The sequence below is a fragment of the Corynebacterium confusum genome (assembly GCF_030408715.1).
Taxonomy (GTDB): domain Bacteria; phylum Actinomycetota; class Actinomycetes; order Mycobacteriales; family Mycobacteriaceae; genus Corynebacterium; species Corynebacterium confusum.
The window spans coordinates 1,720,185-1,741,042 of sequence record NZ_CP047202.1 but is presented as its reverse complement, the minus strand read 5'-3'; the positions used below and the strand labels follow the sequence as shown (position 1 = coordinate 1,741,042).

Genomic DNA, 20,858 nt, shown 5'->3' with positions numbered 1-20,858 from the left:
AGTGTTTGTCAGCGCAGGGAATCTGCAGCTGTCGGTGGAGAGTTATGAGCGTTTGCGGTGCCCACTGGAGTCTCTTGCGTTTCGAGTCTTAGGACTACCGTTATGTACTCGAACGCGGAAGTCCTTTTGGGACGCTGTGGATCGTCTAATCTAGGCGAAACTAGCTCGGCAATTTCCTGAAGCTAAAATGATCCCACTCCTAGCTTCGAGGTGCCAGGGTCGCGTAGCAGCTGCTGAGTCTCGGTTTCGGGTATCCGACGATTCGAGTGTCCAGTACTGTCCGGCAAGGTGCTCTGCCCACTTCGGACCGGCACCAAACGGGGTCACGAAGCGGTAGCCAAGAAAACCGCGTCGGGTCAGCTGCCTATGCCACTGCCAAGACACGTCTTGGACAAGGTGAATACGTCCGGCAAGACTTGCTCCCACACCTCTGTGTTGGTCAATATCTACAAGCGTGATCGTTTTCATAATTACGCCCAGCAAGGACCTCCCTCCTATACCAAGGAGTGGGCACAGGGTTGCCGTAAACCTCGCAACCTTATCGAAACGCTCAACCCCAGTTTGAAGGGCATGGTCGTTATTAGTGAGGGCGAGCGGATGAAGTGCTACCTGGGCAGGAAAGTGGACGAAGGTCCTGGTCGAAGACCGTTTCGGGGTGGGCGCCCGCACAAGGGTAACGTATGTGAGGACAGTATCGAGATTGCGGGTGCGAACGTCCTGCCACAGTATGACGAGGCAGTATAAGAAGTCGCGAGCCCTCTTGGAACTTGTCAGGGGGGGCTGTGGCCTAGCAGTCGTGATCGGGTGCTGGAAATAGCAATCAAAACGGGCGAGAACGGGACCATTCGAGCAGAAACCAGTCCGTCGTTGGTACGAAAAATGGTAAACCCCTCGACTTTCGTCAGAATTGTCGAGGGGTTGACCTTTACCTAGCGGTTATGAAAATAACCGCAGGTCAGTTAGGTAACTGTACCTTGGGAACTAGCAGTCGAAGTACATTTCGTACTCGAGCGGGGTCGGACGCAGGCGGGCCGGGGTGATTTCCTCGTCTTCCTTGAGCTTAATGTAGGACTCGATGAGGTCCTCGGTGAAGACGTCGCCCTCGGTCAGGAAGTCCATGTCGTTGCGCAGGGCCTCCAGGGAGGCCTCCAGGGAGGTCGGGGCCTGCGGGATGGAGGCGGCCTCCTCCGGCGGGAGCTCGTAGAGATCCTTGTCGACCGGGGCGTGCGGCTCCAGGCGGTTCTTCACGCCGTCGATGCCGGCCAGCATCATGGCGGCAAAGCCCAAGTACGGGTTGCCGGACGGGTCCGGGGCGCGGAACTCGATGCGCTTGGCCTTCGGGTTGGAGCCGGTAATCGGGATGCGGATGGCCGCAGAGCGGTTACGCTGCGAGTAGACCAGGTTGATGGGGGCCTCGAAGCCAGGCACCAGGCGGTGGTAGGAGTTCAGCGTCGGGTTGGTAAAGGCCAAAACTGCGCCGGCGTGGTGCAGGATGCCGCCGATGTAGTAGCGGGCGGTGTCAGACAGGCCGCCGTAGCCGGACTCGTCGTGGAAGAGCGGGGTGCCGTCCTTCCACAGGGACATGTGGGCGTGCATGCCGGAGCCGTTGTCGCCGGCTAGCGGCTTGGGCATGAAGGTAGCGGTCTTGCCGTAGGCCGCGGCGGTGTTCTTGATGATGTACTTGAAGGACTGGACATCGTCGGCCGCGTGCAGCATGGAATTGAAGCGGTAGTTGATCTCGTTCTGACCGCCGGTGCCGACCTCGTGGTGGAAGCGCTCGACGTCGAAGCCGGCGTCCTGCAGGTTGCGGACCATGGCGTCGCGGACTTCGCCGGTCTTGTCGTACGGTGCGGTGGGGAAGTAGCCGCCCTTCACACGGGTCTTGTAGCCGGTGTTCGGGGTGCCGTCGATGTTGGTCTCGGCGCTGCGGTTCCACCAGCCCTCGTCGGAGTCGACCTTGAAGAATCCCTCGTGGACGTCGGTGGAGTAGCGCACCGAGTCGAAGACGTAGAACTCGGCCTCCGCGCCGAAGAAGCAGGTGTCAGCGATACCGGTGGAGTTGAGGTACTCCTCGGCCTTGCGGGCGATGTTGCGCGGGTCGCGGGAGAAGGGCTCGAGGGTGAACGGGTCGTGCACGAAGCACTTGATGTTCAGGGTCTTCTCGGTGCGGAACGGGTCGATCATGGCAGAGGACGGATCCGGCAGCAGGGTCATGTCGGATTCGTCGATGGAGGTGAACCCGCGAATGGAAGAGCCGTCGAAGGCTAGGCCCTCGGCGGCGGCGTCCTCGTCGAACTCGGAGGAGGGGATGCTGAAGTGGTGCTCGATGCCCGGAACATCGGTAAAGCGGATATCGACAAAGCGGACGTCTTCGTCCTGAATAAACTTTACGATGTCCTGAACGGTCTCGAAAGCCATGGTCATACTCCTGAATATTGAGATAAAAATGGGCTCTAGGCAAAGATTTTACGCGCTGCCTTGAGACATATGAGGGATTGCCTTACCACTTTAACAAACCACCTATTGGCCTATAGGTTTTAGGATTTCCCAGCGGGGTTTTCTTCTGCCTTCCAACCCCGCTAGATTAGGGGGCATGGCTGAAAAGAAAACGTGGCTGGACGGCCCCAGCATTCCCGGTGAATATGATTCCGCCGAAGCAGTCTCTCGGTGGCCCGGGGAGCTGCTTGGCCTGCCGAAAAGCGGTTCCGGCGCGCAGGCTTCGGTCATGCGCCGCGCCGGCGGGGTGCTGATCGACTGGGGCATCAGCATGGTCCTGGCCATTATCATCACCCAGTTCACCGACGCCCTCGGCGCGGCCGCCACCCTGGGGTATGGCATTTGGGTCATCCTGGGCATCGTCTGCGGCTGGCTCTTTGCCCGTACCCCCGGAATGTCGGTGCTGGGCATGGGCGTGGCCCGCGTCGACGCCCCCGGCACCCGCGTGGGCTTCTGGCGCGCGGCCGTGCGTACGCTGCTCACGGCCGTCTTCTTCCCGGCCGCCATGGTTGACGCCGACGGGCGCGGCATGCACGACCGCGGCACTGGCACCACGGTCATCATGGCCTAAAGCGCAGCCCGGCCCGTAAAAAACAACGGCGCCCGCCTCCCATCCCGAGCTCATTCGGGAAGGAGGCGGGCGCCGATTTTATCTGGCGCGGGGACCTTATTTCTTCTTGCGGCCGGCGGCGCGGCGCATGCGGCGGTTCATGCCGGACATGTTGCGGGCCTGCTGGGGCATAGGGCCCTTGGGCACGCCCGGCATCTGGCCTGGCAGGGAATCCATGGCCTCGATGCGACGGGCGTTGGCGTAGACCTCGTTCTTGTTGTAGTTACGCGGCAGGCGCATGATGTGGCTGCGCAGCTTGGCCAGCGGCACCTCGCCCTCGCCTTCACCGACGTAGACCTCGTAGACCGGCACGCCGGCGGCGAGCTTGTCGATGCGCTTTTTCAGCTGTCCCACGGTCGCGGCCAGGCGCTTCTTGTCGCCTTCGCAGACCAGCACGACGCCCGGGTTACCGATGACCCGGTGGACCAGGTCCTGGTGGCGGGTCACCGCGATGCCCTGCTCGACCTTCCAGACGATGCCGATGGTGTTGCGCAGCTGGTTCTCCAGCGCGTAGCCGGCCACGCCCTTCTGGTCCTCGACCTTTTTGTACATGTCGCGCTCGAGGCGGCGGGTAAAGATGAACATGGCCAGCAGCGCGCCGAGCGCCAGGCCGATGGGCAGCATGAACCACTGCCCGTTGAAAAGCATGCCGATGAGGAAGAAGAGCAGGCCCAGGCCCAAGAAGGCCAGCAGCATCAGCGGGATAAGAGCCTTATCCTGCTTGCGCTGCATCTGGAACGCCTGCCACATCTGGCGGCGCGTCTGCTTGCCTCTTTCGCGCTTGGCTTGCTTCTCTGCCTTCTTTGCGGCCTTGAGATCGGCCTTAGTATTTCCCTGTGCCATGCCCTCTACTCTAAAGGGTGTGCCCACAAACTGGAAACGGGGCCGCGCTTTCGCGCGGCCCCGTAACGGTTAGAAGTCAGCTAAAAGGTAGACAGATGAGTACCTGGCGGTGGCTTAGCTCTTGACGCGAGCGGTCACCGGGGTCTCCTCGGACGGGCCGTACTTGTCCAGCAACGTGGAGGCCTCCTGGGCGGTAGCGCCCTTCGAGGTCTCGGCCAGGTGGGACAGGTGGGCGGGCAGCTCGCGGCCGCGGGCCTCCATGGCCTGAACATACAGGCGGCCGGCGCGGTAGGAGGAGCGCACCAGCGGTCCGGACATGACGCCGCCGAAGCCCAAGGACTTAGCGAGCTTCGAGTGGGAGACGAACTCCTCCGGGCGGACCCAGCGCTCGATGGGGTGGAAGCGCGGGCCGGGACGCAGGTACTGGGTAATGGTGATGATGTCGCAGCCGGCCGAGCGCAGGTCGCGCAGGGCCTCCTCGATCTCCTCGGCGGTCTCGCCCATGCCGAGGATGAGGTTGGACTTGGTGATAAGCCCGTAGTCGTGCGCCTGGCGGATAACGTCCAGGGAGCGTTCGTAGCGGAAGGCCGGTCGGATGCGGCGGAAGATGCGCGGGACCGTCTCCAGGTTGTGGGCGAAGACCTCCGGCTCGGCCTCGAAGACTTCCTGCAACAGGTCCGGCTTGCCGGAGAAATCCGGGGTGAGGTTTTCCACGCCGGTGTGCGGGTTCAGCTCGTGGATCTTGCGCACCACCTCGGCGTAGAGCCACGCGCCCTCGTCCGGCAGGTCGTCGCGGGTCACGCCGGTGATGGTCGTGTAGTTCAGGTCCATCTCCCGGATGTTTTCGGCCACGCGGCGCGGCTCGTCCGTGTCCAAGGCGTCCGGCTTGCCAGTCTTGATATCGCAGAAATCGCAGCGGCGGGTACAGGAGTCGCCGCCGATGAGGAAGGTGGCCTCGCGGGATTCCCAGCATTCGTGGATGTTGGGGCAACCGGCCTCCTGGCAGACCGTGTGCAGGGAGGCGCCGGCGACGCGGTTGCGCATATCTTCGTAGCCAGGGCCGGTGCGCACCTGGTTACGGATCCATCGGGGTTTCTGCTCGATCGGAGATTCCGCATTCTTTTTCTCGATGCGTAGCAGCTTGCGTCCTTCAGGCTTAATAGTCACGTTGTCTACCCTACGTTGTTGAGTTGGCGAAGTGGAAAATGTCCGGTGCTTCGGGGCGTCCGGCACCCCGGGGATGCCTCAGTCACAACCACGAAAGCGGTGTGATCATTCCTGGTTAGCTGCCGGGGTCGTTCGTTCGGGGGTGGCGGCCTGCTGGCGGGCGCGCCGGCGGGCCTCGTTAGCTAGCTTGGTCGGATCCGGCGCGGAGCCGAAGGTGTGGTCGGCGACGACGAGGCGGCCCGAGAGGGCATCGTCAAGCGCACCCAGCAACGGCTCGGTGGCCTCCTCTAGGCCGACGTGGCGGCCGAGCTCAAGAGACAACGTGGTCACGTCGGCGTCGTCGATGCCGCAGGCCACGATGTGCTCGTAGAACTCGAGCGTGTTGCAGCAGTTCAGGGCTAGGCCGTGCATGGTCACCCCGCGGGTAATGCGGATGCCCAGCGCGGCGATCTTGCGGTCGCGGTGCGGGGCCTGCGGGTCCTTCGGCTCCGTGGTGGACGGCACCCAGACCCCGGAGCGGCCGTCGATGCGCCCGGCGGTGGTGACCCCCATCTGCCGCACGGTCTGGATGGTGGCTTCCTCCAGCCGGCGGACGTAGTCGACCACGTCGACGGGCTCGGCCAGGCGGATGATGGGGTAGACCACGAGCTGGCCTTCCCCGTGCCAGGTGATCCGGCCGCCGCGGTCGACAGTGATGACGGGCTGGCCGTTATCCGGCATGTCGGATTCCATGGTGCGCTTGCCGGCCGTGTAAACGCTGGGGTGCTCGACCACCAGCACTGTGTCCCCGATATCCCCCTGGGCGCGCTGCTTGGCCAGATCGGCCTGCAGGTCCCAAGCTTCCTGGTAGTCCATCCGCCCCAGGTGGCGGATATCCAAAGGCGCGTTGTCGGCGCGAATGGAGCGGTCGGCGGGGAAGAAAGGATCGCGCGGTGCAGTCATAGATACCCATTGTAATTCGCTTGGCCCGGGAGTCCACGGGCGGCTGTCCAACTGGGTACACAAAAGCGCCCCCAGCAAGCGGTAGCGCGTCCGTGTAAATCCACGGGCGGGTTACCGGCCTAGCCGGGGGCGCGGGCGCTGGTGCGGGGCCAGCGCGCGGCGGAGATGGAGCTTAGATGCCGTTGGCGGCGGCGTAGTCGGCGGCGGTCATCAGCTCGCCGGCCTCGGAGACTTCGACCTCGAAGAGCCAGCCTTCGCCGAAGGGATCGTTGTTGATGACGGAGTAGTCATCGTGCACGCCCTCGTTCACGGCGGTCACGGTGCCGGTGACCGGAGCGAACAGGTCGGAGACGGACTTGGTGGACTCGACCTCGCCGCAGGAGTCGCCTGCGGTGATGGAATCGCCGACGGCCGGCAGCTCGGCGAAGACGACCTCGCCCAGGCGTTCAGTGGCGACCGAGGTGATGCCCACGCGGACGGTCTTGCCCACGACGTCGTCCGGAGCGGCAGCCAGCCACTCGTGGTCCTCGGAGTAGGAGTAGTTATCAGGCAGGTTGGCCATGGGTAAAAGTCCTTTCTGAAAGGATCGGGCGTTATCGGGCTTTATTTTAGAACGGTTTTACTTGTCCCGCTTGTAAAACGGCAAGGCCGTTACGGTAAACGGGTAGCGCTTGCCGCGGATGTCGACCTCCACCTCGGCACCGGGCTCGAGACCTGCGGAGGTATCCAGCAGCGCGAGGGCGACCGGGTGACCCAGCGTCGGGGAGGGCTGGCCGGAGGTCACGGTGCCCACGTGGGCCTCGCCCACGTAGACCTCGGCGCCGGAGCGGGCCGCGCGGCGCTGGGAGGACTCCAGGCCGGTGATGACCTGCTGTGGGCCCTCAGCAGCGCGCGCACGTATGGTCTCCGCCCCCACGAAGTCCGCTTCCTTCTTGGCGAAGGCACGGGACATGCCGGCTTCGACCGGGGTGATGTCGCGGGAGAGCTCGTTGCCGTAGAGCGGCATGCCGGCCTCCAAGCGCAGGGAGTCGCGCGCGGCCAGGCCGCAGGGCTTGAGGCCGTATTCTTCGCCGGCGCGCAGCAGCTCGTTCCACAGCTCCGGGGCGTCCGCGTTGTAGACGATGAGCTCGAAGCCGTCCTCGCCGGTGTAACCGGTGCGGGCGATGATGGCGAACTTGCGGGCCACCTTGCCCATGGTGGCGGCGTAGTAGCCCAGCTCGTAGACGGCGTCCTGCTTGTTGTCCTCGACCAAGGGGACGAGGATCTCAGCGGCCTTCGGGCCCTGGACGGCGATCATCGCCACATCCTGCGACTCGTTCTTGAGCTGCACGTCGAAGCCTTGCGAGCGCTCCTGGAAGGCCTCCCAGACCACCTGGGTGTTGCCGGCGTTCGGCACCACCAGGAACTTCTCCTCCTCGAAGCGGTAGGAGATGAGGTCATCGATGATCCCGCCGTCTTCGGCGGCGACCATGGAGTACTTGGCCTTACCCACCTTGACGGTCTCCAGGTTGGAGATGAGCGCGTAGGTCAGGAACTTGGCCGCATCTGGGCCGGTGACCCAGATTTCGCCCATGTGCGACAGGTCGAACAGGCCGGCGGCCTCGCGCACGGCGCGGTGCTCGTCCAGCTCGTTGGCGTACTTTAGCGGCATGTTCCACGGCCCGAAGGCGGTGAAGCTGGCGCCGAGCTTCTCGTGCTCAGCATGCAGCGGGGAATTGCGTAGATCGGACATTTAGCTCTCCTTTTCGTTGGTCATCTCGAAAGCCTCCGGCGGCGGGCAGGAGCAGACGAGGTTGCGGTCGCCGTAGGCCTCGTCCAAGCGGCGGACCGGGGCGAAGTACTTGCCGCGGCGCAGCGAGTCCACCGGCCAGGCGGCCTGCTCGCGGGTGAAGGCGTAGTCCCAGTCGTTGCTGGACACGGACAGCGCGGTGAACGGGGCGTGGGCGATGACGGAGTCGTCGTAGGCGACCTTGCCGTCGATGATCTCCTGGATCTCGGCGCGGATGGTGCGCATAGCCTTGATGAAGCGATCCAGCTCGCCCTTGTCCTCGGACTCGGTCGGCTCGACCATCAGGGTGCCGGCGACCGGGAAGGCCAGGGTGGGGGCGTGGAAGCCGAAGTCGATGAGGCGCTTGGCTACATCCGCGGCGGTCACACCGGACTGGTCGGTCAGCTCGCGCAGGTCCAGGATGCACTCGTGCGCGACTAGGCCGGCGTTACCGGTGTAGAGGATCGGGAAGGAATCGTGCAGCTCGTGGGCCAGGTAGTTCGCGCCCAGGATGGCGTGCGCGGAGGCCTGCTGCAGGCCCTGGGAGCCGGCCATGGCCAGGTAGGCCCAGGAAATCGGCAGCACGCCGGCGGAGCCGTACTGGCTGGCCGTGATCGGCACGCCCTCGCCGACCGGAGTGGCCTCGGAGGCATCGTGAGCCGGGTCGGCGGCGTTGGACGGCAGAAACGGGATGAGGTGCTCGGCTACGGCCACCGGGCCGATACCCGGGCCGCCACCGCCGTGCGGGATGGTGAAGGTCTTGTGCAGGTTCAGGTGGCTGACGTCGCCGCCGAACTGGCCCGGCTGGGCCCAGCCGGTCAGGGCGTTCATGTTCGCGCCATCGATGTAGACCTGGCCGCCGGCGGCGTGGATTCTGTCGCAGACCTCGCGGACCTCCGGGTCGAAGACACCGTGGGTGGACGGGTAGGTGATCATGATGCCGGCGATGTGCTCGCCGTGCTGCTCGATCTTCTTGTCCAGGTCCGCCAGGTCAATCGAGCCGTCGTCGGCGGTCTTGACCACGCTCACGCGCAGGTTGGCAAGGGTCGCCGAGGCGGCGTTGGTGCCGTGGGCAGACGCCGGAATGAGCACGACGTCGCGGCCATTGTCGCCGTTGGCCACGTGGTAGCGGCGGATGGCCAGCAGGCCGGCGAGCTCGCCCTGGGAGCCCGCGTTCGGCTGGATAGAGACCTTGGCGTAGCCAGTGAGCGCGGCCAGCCAGTCCTCGGTCTGGGTGATGAGCTCGCGCCAGCCGGCGGTGGTCTCCTCCGGGGCGTACGGGTGGATACCCGCGAACTCTGGCCAGGAGATGGGCTCCATCGCCGCGGTTGGGTTCAGCTTCATGGTGCACGAGCCCAGCGGAATCATGCTGCGGTCGAGTGCTAGGTCCTTGTCGGCCAGCTCGCGCAGGTAGCGCATCATCTGGGTCTCGGAGTGTAGGGAGTTGAAGATCTCGTGTTCCAGGAACGGGGTGGAGCGCTGGAGGGCTTCCGGCAGGGCGAAGGGTTCGGTGTCCGCGACCTCGCCGCCGAAGGCCTTGGCGAGGGCCTCGACGTCGGTATGGGTAGCGGACTCGCCGAAGGAGACCGAGACCTTGTCGCTGCCAATGGCGCGGACCAGGTAGCCGGTCTCCTGCAGGGAGGACTTGATGGCGGCCGCGTCGACGCCGGTCACGGTGACCGTGTCGAAGAAGTCTTCGGTGGCCAGATCCAGGCCCTCGCCCTTGACGGCGGCGGCGAAGGTGGAGGCCAGGCCGTGCACGCGCTCGGCGATGGCCTTCAGACCGTGTGGGCCGTGGTAGACCGCGTACATGGACGCGACGTTGGCCAGCAGCGCCTGGGCGGTGCAGATATTGGAGGTAGCGCGCTCGCGGCGGATGTGCTGCTCGCGGGTCTGCAGGGCCAGGCGGTAGGCCGGGCGGCCCTCGGCGTCCTTGGACACGCCCACGATGCGGCCGGGGATCTGGCGCTTGAGCTTGTCGGTGACGGAGATGAACGCCGCGTGCGGGCCGCCGAAGAATAGCGGTACGCCGAAGCGCTGAGAGCTACCGGTGACGATGTCGGCGCCCAGCTCGCCCGGGGCTTCCAGCAGCGTTAGGGAGAGCGGGTCAGCGACCACGGCGGCCAGGGCGCCGCGGGAGTGGGCCTCCTCGATGACCGCGCGCGGATCGAAGATATCGCCCTCGGTGCCGGTGTAGGCCACGACTACGCCGACGATGTCCTCGCCGGTCAGGCCGTCGGTCAGATCCGCGACGAGGACCTCGAGTTCGATGGCACGGGCGCGCTCAGCGGCGACGTTGAGCACCTGCGGGTGGAGGCGCTCGTCCAAAACCACGCGGCGGCCCTTCTTGACCGCGCGGGACATTAGCCCGACGGCCTCGGCCACGGCGGAGGCCTCGTCCAGCAGGGAGGCGTTTGCGATCGGCAGGCCGGTCAGGTCCTGGATCATGGTCTGGAAGTTAAGGAGCGCTTCTAGGCGACCCTGGGAAATCTCCGGCTGGTACGGGGTATAAGCGGTGTACCACCCGGCGTCCTCTAAGAGGCCGCGGCGGATGACCGGCGGGGTAATGGTGTCGCTGTAGCCCTGACCGTAGAAGGACTTCAGCAGGTGGTTTTTGCCAGCCAGCTCGCGCAGGCGTTCCTGGGCGTCGTACTCGCTGAGCGGGGCCGGCAGGCCCGGCAGCTCCGGCCGCTCGTCGGCCCGAATTTTGGTCGGAATAGCGGCGTCGACCAAGTCTTCAACGGTGGAATAACCCACCGCCTCCAGCATCCTAGATTGTTCGGTGGCATCTGGCCCGAGGTGACGGGAGATGAATTCCATTAGCGTTACTCCTTGATTGGGTAGGCAAAACGGCCATACGGAACACCAGTATATTGTTCTGCGCCACACGCCCGGGTCGTTTTTACCCCCAACCCGAGCGCATTAACCACACCCCGTTGCGGGGCGGGGGACGTCGGCCCCGCGTGTGGGGGTTAGTGATATCTCCAACTGAGCCGAAAAACTGTGACCGAATTCGTCCCGAAAGGGGGTCGCGGGGGTAGCCGGCTAAAAACGAAGCCCCCGTTTCCTTTTCCTTAAACTCATAGGAAAAGTCAACGGGGGCTCGGGCCGCCCAGGGGTGGCCGGCGGCTCAAGGTCGTGGCTTAGAGAGCCAGGTCGGACTCGAAGTCCGCGGTCTCCAGGCGGTCCTTGATGGTGGTGATGAAGCGACCGGCGTCAGCACCGTCAACCACCTGGTGGTCGTAGGTGAACGGCAGGTAGCACATTTGGCGGATAGCGATGGCGTCCTGGCCGTCGTCGTTGACCACTACCGGGCGCTTGGTGATAGCCGCGGTGCCCAGGATGCCGGCCTGTGGCGGAACCAGGATCGGGGTGTCCAGCAGGGCGCCCTCGGAGCCGATGTTGGTCACGGTGAAGGTAGCACCGGTCAGGTCGTTCGGCTTCAGCTTGTTGTTGCGGGCCTTGTCAGCCAGCTCGGCGATGGCCTGGGCGATCTCCGGCAGGGTCTTGTCCTGCGCCTTGTGGATGACCGGGGTGAGCAGGCCGCGCGGGGTGTCAACGGCGATGGCCACGTTCACGTCCGCGTGGTAGGTCATCTCCTTGGTCTCCGGGTTGTAGGAGGCGTTGACGTTCGGGTGGGAGACCAGCGCTTCGACGGTGGCCTTCACGATGAACGGCAGGTAGGACAGGTTGGCGCCGTACTTGTCGATGAACGCCTGCTTGTTCTTCTTGCGCATGTCGGCCACCGCGGTGACGTCGACTTCCTGGACATGGGTCAGCTGCGCGGAAATTTGCAGCGCCTCGACCATCTTGGAGGCGGTGATTTCGCGGATGCGGTTGACCTTCTGAGTGGTGCCGATGAGCTCCTGCTTCTCCGGATCCACGGACTTGGTGGACCAGTTGGCGCGCTCGCCGGACTTACCGGAAGCAGCCTTATCGGAGCCGGACTTCGGGGCCTCGCCCTCGCCGGCAGCAGCCAGCACGTCCTGCTTGCGGATGCGGCCGCCGACGCCGGTGCCTTCCACGGAGTTCAGGTCGACGCCGTGCTTGTCAGCCAGCTTGCGCACCAGCGGAGTCACGTACGGGACGTTGTCGCCGTTGTTGATCTTCGCGGAGGTGTTCTTAGCGGAGGACTCGTCCTTCTTCGGGGCCTCGTCCTTCTTCTCCTCCTTGGCGGAGGACTCCTCGGCCTTTTCTTCCTTCTTCGGCTCTTCTTCCGTGGCCTCGGCCTTGGAGTCGGAGTCGTTGGACTTGGCCGGGGCGGAGCCGTCGCCGATGCGGGCGATGACTTCGCCGACCTCGATGGTGTCGTCCTCGTCGGCCTTAATCTCCAGGAGGGTACCCGCAACCGGGGAAGGGATTTCGGTATCGACCTTGTCGGTGGAGACCTCGAGCAGCGGCTCGTCGACCTCGACGGTGTCGCCGACGGACTTCAGCCACTGGGTGATGGTGCCCTCGGTGACGGACTCGCCCAGCTCCGGCATCTCGACGTCGGTGGCATCCCCGGAAGCGTCGGAATCCTTGGCGGAGGACTCCTCGGCCTTTTCTTCCTTCTTCGGCTCTTCTTCCTTGGCCTCGGCCTTGGAGTCGGAGTCGTTGGACTTGGCCGGGGCGGAGCCGTCGCCGATGCGGGCGATGACTTCGCCGACCTCGATGGTGTCGTCCTCGTCGGCCAGGATTTCCTGCAGGGTGCCGGCGACCGGGGAAGGGATTTCGGTGTCGACCTTGTCGGTGGAGACCTCGAGCAGCGGCTCGTCGACCTCGACGGTGTCGCCGACGGACTTCAGCCACTGGGTGATGGTGCCCTCGGTGACGGACTCGCCCAGCTCCGGCATCTCGACGTCGGTGGCATCCCCGGAAGCGTCGGAATCCTTGGCGGAGGACTCCTCGGACTTGGACTCATCTTCCTTGGACTCAGCCTCAGCGTCGTCCTGGCCCGCCTGGGCGGAGTCGTCCTGGGACTCGCTGGAGTCCGCAGACTCGCCCTCGTCGCCGATGGTGGCGATGACCTCGCCGACCTCGATGGTGTCGTCCTCGTCGGCCTTAATCTCTAGGAGGGTACCCGCAACCGGGGAAGGGATTTCGGTATCGACCTTGTCGGTGGAGACCTCGAGCAACGGCTCGTCGACCTCGACGGTGTCGCCCACAGACTTGAGCCACTGAGTAATAGTGCCTTCAGTTACGGATTCGCCCAGTTCGGGCATCTCAACGGAGTGCGCCATGAGAATTAAGACTCCTCGAAAGTTGGAAATAACAAACCTTTTGTCAACAGCCTACCGGTTCGGTCAATTCGTCGCGCATTATCTCACCCCTAATCCGGTGTTTCGCTCCACAGGCTGACCAGACAAGGTGTGAGTTACCAGGAAACTGTCTACACCACTAGGATAGTGTGCTGTGTTCAACCCTTTCCGCCGACGTCGCTCGAAGTCCCCGCTGAAGCCGCCCCGCGCCCCCGGGGAAACCATCCGTGAGCAGGACGCGCGCGATCTGCAGGACTGGGCGCGCCCCCGCGGCTGGGTCGAGGCCTTCGTGGAGCCGGAGACCATCGTCAACGAAATGTCGGTGGTCGTCGTCGACGAGGGCGGCGACTTCATCCGTCGGCGCATCGGGGGCCCGAAGGGAATCGACGCCGTGGCGCGGCTGCTGGACTGCCCGGTCTACGACGTCGAGGAGACCGGTTACCCCGAGCGGATGCGCCGCAAGATGGAGCGTGACCGCATCCTGCGCAAGCGGGAAGAACAAAAAATTCGCCGCGCTCGGTTCGAGCGCGGCGAAAATCCGGATTCTTAAGGATTAATCCTCGGTGTCGTTGGCCTCGGCGGTCTCCGGGGCATCGGTGCTGCCCGCGCCGGCGACCTGCTCCAGCACGGCGATGATGGTGCGGGTCGGCACGCCGGTGGCGCGCTTGGGGGTGTAGCCGCGGGCGCCGTCGCCGTTCCAGGCCGGGCCAGCGACGTCGATGTGGGCCCAGTTGATGCCCTCGCCGACGAAGTGCTCCAGGTAAGTGCCGGCGAACTGCATGCCGCCTTCGCGCTGGGCGTTGATGTTGCGGATGTCGGCGTTATCCGACTTCAACGACTCGTTGTGCTCTTCCAGCAGCGGCACAGCCCAGGCGTTTTCGCCCACGCGGCGGCCGATGCGCGCGACCTCGTCGCGGAATTCCTCCGTGCCCATGACGCCGGCGGTGCGCTTGCCCAGCGCGACCATCTGGGCGCCGGTCAGGGTGGCGGTGTCGATGAGGTAGTCCGGCTTGTCCTCGCTGGCGCGCGCGATGGCGTCGGCCAGCACCAGGCGGCCCTCCGCGTCGGTGTTGAGTACCTCGGAGGTGGTGCCGCCGTAGTGGGTGATGACATCGCCCGGGCGGGTGGCGGAACCAGACGGCATGTTCTCAGCCAGCGGAATGGTTGCGGTGACCGCGACGTCCAGCTTGAGGTAGGCCGCGGCCAGGGTAGCGGCGACCACGGCGGCTGAACCGCCCATGTCCATGATCATGTCCCACATGCCGGCGCCCGGCTTGAGAGAAATGCCGCCGGTGTCGAAGGTGATGCCCTTGCCGACCAGCGCGACGTGGCGCTTGGCCTTGGACGGCTTCCAGGAAAGGCGCACCAGCCGCGGCGGGCGGGCCGAGCCCTGACCCACGGACAGGATGCCGCCGAAGCCTTCCTTCTTCAGCTGCTTTTCGTCGAGCACCTCGACGTCCAGGCCGGCGGCGGTGGCGTGGGAGGACAGGATGTCCGCGTAGACGGACGGGTAGAGCTCGTTGGACGGGCAGTTGACCAAGTCGCGCGCGAAGACGGTGGCCTGGGCGATGGCGCGGGCTGCGGTGAACTCGTTCTTGGTAGCCGCGTCCTTCTTGTCCTGCAGGAGGAAGGAGACGGTCGCCGGCTTCTTATCGGCCGGCAGCTTGTCGGAGCGCAGCCCCCGGTGCACGTAGCCGCCCAGGATGGTGCCCTCGACGGCGGCGGCCAGGCCGAACTCGTGCAGGGTGGTGCCCACCTTGTTCAGGCCCTGGACGGCGCGGGCGGCGCAGCCGGCGGCCCGGCGCAGGGTCTCATCATCCAGCTGCTCGGCCTCGCCGAGGCCGACCGCCACAATAGAGTCGGTCCCGACTTCCTCCGGGGCCGGGATGCGGTGGACCGTGCCGGTCTTGCCGGTGGCGCCGACGGCCAGCAGCTGGTCAAGGACGGTGCGCAGGGCGTCGCCGTCAAGCGCCGCGGAGGCCGGGACCTCCACGCCGTCGTCGCTGGCGAAAATGCCGATGATAAGGGCCTGTGCCTTCTCCGGAAGCTTCTTGGCGAGCTTCACGGCCGGGACTACGCCGGCGCCTGGGATCTCGATTGGGGACTTCTTCTTAGCCACGGTTGTCATCCTCCTAGTGTAAACAGTCAATGGTGTACCTAATTTCAGGTTATGGCCCCACTGTAGCGGCCGGCGACCCTGGCCGGGGAAGGTTTGTCCCATCGTTTTCCTATCTGGTGGGACAGAAAGTGGGGAGTGGGGTCCTCACCCGCAGGCAGGGAGGCAGCACACGCGACGGATGGCGGACGGCCACAAAATCTGGTAATAAAAACCGGTTGGGTGACCGAAAGGCGGAGTAGAGTGTGGACATGACTTTGCTTGATTACACCGTAACCCGTACCGACCAGCCGACCAGTCCGGAAAAGATTGCCGAGATTCTCGACAACCCGGGGTTCGGCCGTTACTTTACCGACCACATGGTCACCATCGACTGGAACGAGGAGGAAGGCTGGCACGACGCCCAGGTGCGCCCCTTCGGCCACCTGGAGATGTCGCCGGCCTCCAACGTCTTCCACTACGGCCAGGCCATCTTCGAGGGCATCAAGGCCTACCGCCAGCCGGACGGCACCGTGGCTACTTTCCGCCCAGAGCAGAACGCCCAGCGCATGATCCACTCCGCCGAGCGCTTGGCGATGCCGCCGCTGCCTGCCGAGGAATTCACCAACTCCCTGGCCCAGTTGGTCGCCGTTGATAAGGACTGGGTTCCGGCCGCCGGCGGGGAAGACTCGCTCTACCTGCGCCCGTTCATGATCTCCACGGAGGTCTCCCTGGGCGTTCACCCGGCCAGTTCTTTCCGCTATATCGTCATTGCTTCCCCGGCCGGAGCCTATTTCACCGGCGGCGTGAAGCCGGTTTCGGTCTGGCTGTCCACCGACTACGTCCGCGCCGCCCCCGGCGGCACCGGTGCGGTGAAGTTCGCAGGCAACTACGCGGGCTCGCTGCTGGCCCAGGCCCAAGCCGAGGAGAAGGGCTGCGACCAGGTCGTCTGGCTGGACGCGCTGGAGCGCAAGTACATCGAGGAAATGGGCGGGATGAACCTGATGTTCGTCTACGGCAGTGGCGACAACGCCCGGATCGTCACCCCGGCGCTGTCGGGGTCCCTGCTGCCCGGCATCACCCGCGACTCCCTGTTGCAGGTTGCCCAGGACGCCGGCTACGAGGTGGAGGAGCGCCGCATCTGCGCCGAGGAGTGGCACGCGGCGGTCGACAGCGGCGAGATGACCGAGTCCTTTGCCTGCGGCACCGCGGCCGTCATCACCCCGGTCGGCCGCGTGCTGGGCAAGGACCTGGATTTCACCATCAACGGCAACGAGCCGGGGCAGGTCACCATGGCGTTGCGCAAGCAGCTCACCGACATTCAGCGCGGCAGCCAGCCCGACACCCACGGGTGGCTGCACACGCTGGTCTAAACCGCTGGCCCTGGCTCCGGGGCGGCCGCGGAGTCAGTCCGCCAGGGCCGTGGTGATGAGTTCCACGGCCGAATTAATCAGCGGCAGGGCGGACAGGGCGCCGAGGCCCTGGCCAGCCGTGACCGCCAGATCCAGCCAGGGCTCGTGCCCCAGATCGGCCACGGCCCGGTCGAAGGCCGGGGTGGCGGTGGAGGTCGCTACGAAAACCCATTCCTGGGTGCCCGGGCGCAGGCGCTCGGCCAGCATGGCCGCGACGGCGCCGAGGGAGCCGTCGATGAGCACCGGGGTGCGGCGCGCGGCTGACTGCGCGATGAAGGCTACCTCGGCGGCAAACGCCGGCGAGCCCAGCACGCGGATGAGCTCGGCCGGCTCGTCGGCGAGCCCGCGGCTGCGGAACATCGCGTCGCGTACGACGGTGACCTGTTGTTTCCACTGCTCCGTCGGGACCTGGGCGCCGCGCGGCACGATCGCCACCGGCTCGGTGCCGGTCACGCGGCCCACAATTGCCGCAGCGACGGTGCTGTTGCCGACGCCGATATCGGCCGGGATCACCAAATCATCGCCCTCGTCCGCGCTGGCGTTGGCGGCCTTGATACCGATGTCGAAGGCCGAGGCGGTCAGTTCGGCGTCCATCGCGTCGGCGCTATCTATCGGGGCGGAGGTGCCTGCTTGGATTAGCCGCACGCGGGCAGCGGCGCGCTGGGCCAAAAGCTCAATCGGGCCGGCGTGCGCGGACAGCTGCTCGACCGCGTCGTGGGTGTGGTCAGCTGGCCACTGCGAGACCGGCGCGCCCGCGTTGGCGATGCCGTTGTCGCCGGCGAAGACCACGACCCGCGGCCGGGCCACCGGCTGGGGCAGGACGCGCTGCTGGCAGCCGGCCAGCCAGACCACCGGCAGGGACATCCGCCCCAGGGCGGAGGCCTGCGGATTCAGGGCAATCTTGGCCGCGAGCTCACGCCTTTCAGTCGCGCCGATGCCGGCCGCGCTATCCGCCTGCAACTCCACCATGACTAGGTCAGAGCCTCGCCCGGCTTGACCCGCGGGCGCGGCACGCGCCACTTACGCGGCTGGGTAGCCCGCCCCACCGCGTAGCTGCCCAGGCTGAAGCCGGCAGCGGTGGTGCCGGGGAACTTCATCCGCACCGCGTTGTTGACGCGGCGGCCGTGCAGGATAGCCAGGACGGCGAAGAGTAGGATGAAGACCATGCCCACGGCGGATACTGCCGGGGAGATGCTCGGGACAAACGTGCCGACGAACATGAACAACAGCAGGGCGAGTGCGCCGGGCATAGTAAAGCGCAGCGGGCTGTTGGCGACGTCGACGACATCGCGGGCATAAGCCCGCTCCTTGCCGCGGTCGCGGGCCGGCAGGTAGCGCTCGTCGCCGGCGGCCATGCGCTCCTGGGTCTCGCGGTTGCGCTTGCGCTGCTCCTCGCGCTCCTTGGCCTTGTAGTCCTTCCATTCTTCCTTGGACATGGACTTCTTCAGCTCTTTGCGGTTCTGGTGCGCCTGCGCAGTAGACATGCGGTGCGGATCGCGGATAACGCCCTTGGCGATCTCCTGCTCCGCGCGCTTCGGCGTCGGCCGGCCCTTCGGCGGGGTATAGCCCTTCGGGTAGCTCTTAGCCTCCTGGGCTGCCGAGTCCTTGCCGGCGTGCGCGGCCGACTGGTCGGCGGTGTCCGCTGCAGCGGCGTCCTGATTGTCTTTTTGCCACGGTAGTTTCACAACATCCAAGGTTACAAGGTTGCTTGTCCAAAGTGGAATAAGGCCCGCGCCCGTGCGGTTGAAGATGAATACAAGCCATAATCCCACCGCCTGGCACGTCAGCCTTTCTTGACGGTAGTGAGGCGAGTAGGGTGGTGGAGAGCATCAAGATACGACGCACAGTCGAACAATCAAGTCGAACAAGGAGTATTTATGACCGCCCCAGCATCTGCTACTGGCGTCATCCTGACCGAGGCCGCCGCCGCCAAGGCGAAGGCCCTGCTCGATCAGGAAGGCCGCGACGATTTGTCCCTGCGTATTGCTGTCCAGCCGGGCGGCTGCGCCGGCCTGCGCTACCAGCTGTACTTCGACGACCGCACCCTGGACGGCGACAAGGTCGACCAGGTCGGCGGCGTGAACCTCGTCGTGGACAAGATGTCCGTTCCGTACCTGACCGGCGCCAAGATCGACTTCGCCGACACCATCGAGCAGCAGGGCTTCACCATCGACAACCCGAATGCCGGCGGTTCCTGCGCCTGCGGTGATTCCTTCAACTAAATAGCCGTTGCGGCGCGCCAACCAGTGCGCCGCAACGCATAAAAGCTTTGGGCTCGGCCCTCCTCCAACGGGAGGGGCCGAGCCCAAAGCTTTAGTTATCTGCAGCTATCTGTGGCTGCGGACCTAGTCGGCGTTAGAGCTTGACCGGGTAGTCGCGCTGCTCGATCTGCGGATCGATGCGGTCTTCGACGAAGATGCCGTGCCAGATCATAAAGGACAGGACCGTCCACAGGCGGCGGGAGTGGTCGCTGACGCCGTCGCGGTGCTCCTTGAGCATTTCCAGGACGGCCTTCTTGTTGAAGATATCCTCGGTCTGCGAGGCGTTGATCTGATCCTGGGCCCAGCCGTAGAGCTCGTCGCCGGCCAGCCAGTGGCGCATGGGCACCGGGAAGCCCAGCTTCTTGCGGTGCAGCACGTGCGGCGGAACGATCTGCTCCAGCGCCTTGCGGAGTGCGTACTTGGTGGTCCCGTGGGAAATCTTCAGGTCGTGCGGGATGGTCTCGGCGACCTTGAAAACCTCCTTGTCCAGGAAGGGCACGCGCAGCTCCAGGGAGTTGGCCATGTTCATCTTGTCCGCCTTGACCAGGATGTCGCCGCGCATCCAGGTAAACAGGTCTAGGTGCTGCATGCGGGCGACCGGATCGAAGTCCTGGGACTGGGCGTAGATCGGGGCGGTGACCTCGCGGTGGTCCCACGAGCGGCGCGCCCACGGCAGGACGCGCTGGAGCTGCTCGAAGTTGAAGGAGCGGGCGTTGCCGTAGTAGCGCTCCTCCATGGTCATCGAGCCGCGGTTGAGCAGGGACTTGCCCTTCATGCCCTCCGGTAGGACGCGGGAGAGCTGGCCCAGCCCGCGGCGCAGGGGAGAGGGGATCTTCTCGAACGGCGCCAGGGAGAGCGGTTCCTTATATATTGTGTAGCCGCCGAAAAGCTCGTCGGCGCCCTCGCCGGACAGCACCACCTTGACGTGCTTGCGGGCCTCCTGGGCCACGAAGTACAGCGGGACCAGCGAGGGATCCGCGACCGGGTTGTCCAGGTACCACATGATCTTCGGCACGGCGTCGGCGTACTCCTCAGGGGAGACGATCTTGACGATGTGCTCGACGCCGATGGCCTCGGCGGATTCCGCAGCGACGTCGACCTCGGAGTAGCCCTCGCGCTCAAAGCCGGTAGTAAAGGTCAACAGGTCTTCGTTGTGGCGCTTGGCCAGCGCGGCGATAGCCGTGGAGTCGATGCCGCCAGAGAGGAAGGAGCCGACAGTCACGTCCGCGCGCATGTGCTTCTCGACGGAATCCTCCAGGGCGCGTGTGATGCGGTCGAATAGCTGCTGCTCGTCGCCCTTGGCGACCTTCTGCACCGGGAAGGTGGGGCGGAAGTAGCGGTCGGAGACGACCTCGCCGCCCGGCTTCAGGGTCACGGTACAGCCGGATTCGACGCGGCGGATATTGGCGTGCAGGGACTCCGGCTCCGGCACGTACTGCAAGTCGACGTAGTGCTCGATAGCCCGCTTGTCAAGGCTCAGGTCTGGACCAATGGTCTCGGCCATTGCCAGGATGGACTTCATCTCGGAGGCGAAGACGGTGCCTGCCTCGGTGGTGGCGTAGTAAAGCGGCTTGATGCCGAACTGGTCCCGGGTGGCGAACATAGTCTTGGTCTGGGTGTCCCAGATGACGATGCCGAACATGCCGCGCAGGTGGTTGACCACGTCCGTGCCCCAGTGGTGGTAGCCGACGACGATGGGTTCGCCGTCGCCTTCCGTATTAAAGGTGTAGCCGGCGGCCTGCAGCTCCTCGCGCAGCTCCAGGTAGTTGTAAATCTCGCCGTTGAAGGTCAGGGCGTAGCGGTCCGGGGCATCGGCCGGGCCCCAGCGCAGAGGCTGGTGGGAGTGCTCCAGGTCGATGATGGACAGGCGGTTGAACCCGAAGACGGCGTCGTCGTCGTGCCAGGTTCCGGCCGCGTCCGGACCGCGGTGGCGCATACAGGGCAGTCCGTCCTCAACGGCTTGGACGTAGTCCGTGGCGTTGTGATTCGCGGCTAGTAAACTCAAAAGTCCGCACATACGGGTC

General features: G+C 65.2%; 16 protein-coding genes. 4 read left to right on the top strand and 12 right to left on the bottom strand.

The window, feature by feature from the left end; translation table 11 throughout:
- Positions 1-981: 981 nt before the first annotated feature.
- Complete coding sequence (gene glnA, locus CCONF_RS08125) at positions 982-2,418, bottom strand: type I glutamate--ammonia ligase (protein ID WP_290222541.1); 1,437 nt, start codon at positions 2,416-2,418, stop codon at positions 982-984.
- A gap of 175 nt (positions 2,419-2,593) precedes the next feature.
- Here glnA and CCONF_RS08120 point away from each other — a divergent pair, with 175 nt between their 5' ends.
- Positions 2,594-3,067 carry an RDD family protein gene (locus CCONF_RS08120; protein WP_290222539.1) on the top strand — a complete coding sequence of 158 codons (474 nt, stop codon included), beginning with the start codon at positions 2,594-2,596 and terminating at the stop codon, positions 3,065-3,067.
- Positions 3,068-3,163: 96 nt separating this feature from the next.
- Here CCONF_RS08120 and CCONF_RS08115 read toward each other — a convergent pair whose 3' ends face one another.
- From CCONF_RS08115 to sucB, 7 genes are all read right to left on the bottom strand, one after another.
- Complete coding sequence (locus CCONF_RS08115) at positions 3,164-3,949, bottom strand: DUF4191 domain-containing protein (RefSeq protein ID WP_290222537.1); 786 nt, start codon at positions 3,947-3,949, stop codon at positions 3,164-3,166.
- 114 nt (positions 3,950-4,063) lie between these two features.
- On the bottom strand, positions 4,064-5,116 hold the full coding sequence (gene lipA / locus CCONF_RS08110; RefSeq protein ID WP_290222535.1) for a lipoyl synthase: 1,053 nt from the start codon (positions 5,114-5,116) through the stop codon (positions 4,064-4,066).
- Between the two features lie 105 nt (positions 5,117-5,221).
- Positions 5,222-6,058 (bottom strand): lipoyl(octanoyl) transferase LipB, encoded by an 837-nt coding sequence (gene lipB, locus CCONF_RS08105; protein ID WP_290222533.1) that lies wholly within the window; start codon positions 6,056-6,058, stop codon positions 5,222-5,224.
- Between the two features lie 172 nt (positions 6,059-6,230).
- Positions 6,231-6,620, bottom strand: coding sequence for a glycine cleavage system protein GcvH (gcvH, locus tag CCONF_RS08100; RefSeq protein ID WP_290222530.1), 390 nt, complete (start codon positions 6,618-6,620; stop codon positions 6,231-6,233).
- Between the two features lie 57 nt (positions 6,621-6,677).
- A complete protein-coding gene (gcvT, locus tag CCONF_RS08095; RefSeq protein ID WP_290222528.1) occupies positions 6,678-7,790 on the bottom strand; it encodes a glycine cleavage system aminomethyltransferase GcvT in 1,113 nt (370 codons plus the stop codon).
- Positions 7,791-10,646 (bottom strand): aminomethyl-transferring glycine dehydrogenase, encoded by a 2,856-nt coding sequence (gene gcvP, locus CCONF_RS08090; protein ID WP_290222526.1) that lies wholly within the window; start codon positions 10,644-10,646, stop codon positions 7,791-7,793.
- Positions 10,647-10,969: 323 nt separating this feature from the next.
- Positions 10,970-13,048, bottom strand: a complete 2,079-nt coding sequence (sucB, locus tag CCONF_RS08085) for a 2-oxoglutarate dehydrogenase, E2 component, dihydrolipoamide succinyltransferase (RefSeq protein WP_290222524.1) — start codon at positions 13,046-13,048, stop codon at positions 10,970-10,972.
- Positions 13,049-13,220: 172 nt separating this feature from the next.
- Here sucB and CCONF_RS08080 point away from each other — a divergent pair, with 172 nt between their 5' ends.
- Positions 13,221-13,616 carry an oxidoreductase gene (locus CCONF_RS08080; protein WP_290222522.1) on the top strand — a complete coding sequence of 132 codons (396 nt, stop codon included), beginning with the start codon at positions 13,221-13,223 and terminating at the stop codon, positions 13,614-13,616.
- Between the two features lie 3 nt (positions 13,617-13,619).
- Here the strand turns inward: CCONF_RS08080 and CCONF_RS08075 are convergent, their stop codons facing one another.
- Complete coding sequence (locus tag CCONF_RS08075) at positions 13,620-15,194, bottom strand: leucyl aminopeptidase (RefSeq protein WP_290222519.1); 1,575 nt, start codon at positions 15,192-15,194, stop codon at positions 13,620-13,622.
- A 239-nt stretch (positions 15,195-15,433) separates the two neighbouring features.
- On the opposite strand from CCONF_RS08075, the gene CCONF_RS08070 reads away from it, so the two are divergent.
- Complete coding sequence (locus CCONF_RS08070) at positions 15,434-16,534, top strand: branched-chain amino acid aminotransferase (protein ID WP_290222517.1); 1,101 nt, start codon at positions 15,434-15,436, stop codon at positions 16,532-16,534.
- 33 nt (positions 16,535-16,567) lie between these two features.
- Here the strand turns inward: CCONF_RS08070 and CCONF_RS08065 are convergent, their stop codons facing one another.
- Both CCONF_RS08065 and CCONF_RS08060 read right to left on the bottom strand, forming a co-directional pair.
- Positions 16,568-17,542 (bottom strand): nicotinate-nucleotide--dimethylbenzimidazole phosphoribosyltransferase, encoded by a 975-nt coding sequence (locus tag CCONF_RS08065; RefSeq protein ID WP_290222514.1) that lies wholly within the window; start codon positions 17,540-17,542, stop codon positions 16,568-16,570.
- A 2-nt stretch (positions 17,543-17,544) separates the two neighbouring features.
- Entirely contained in the window at positions 17,545-18,258 is a 714-nt protein-coding gene (locus CCONF_RS08060) for a DUF3043 domain-containing protein (RefSeq protein WP_290226358.1), read from the bottom strand.
- A 192-nt stretch (positions 18,259-18,450) separates the two neighbouring features.
- Here CCONF_RS08060 and CCONF_RS08055 point away from each other — a divergent pair, with 192 nt between their 5' ends.
- The gene (locus tag CCONF_RS08055) at positions 18,451-18,795 is read left to right on the top strand and encodes a HesB/IscA family protein (protein WP_070769617.1); all 345 of its coding nucleotides are present in this window, start codon (positions 18,451-18,453) and stop codon (positions 18,793-18,795) included.
- Between the two features lie 133 nt (positions 18,796-18,928).
- On the opposite strand, the gene asnB is transcribed toward CCONF_RS08055, so the two are convergent.
- On the bottom strand, positions 18,929-20,851 hold the full coding sequence (gene asnB / locus CCONF_RS08050; RefSeq protein ID WP_290222510.1) for an asparagine synthase (glutamine-hydrolyzing): 1,923 nt from the start codon (positions 20,849-20,851) through the stop codon (positions 18,929-18,931).
- Positions 20,852-20,858 lie beyond the last annotated feature (7 nt).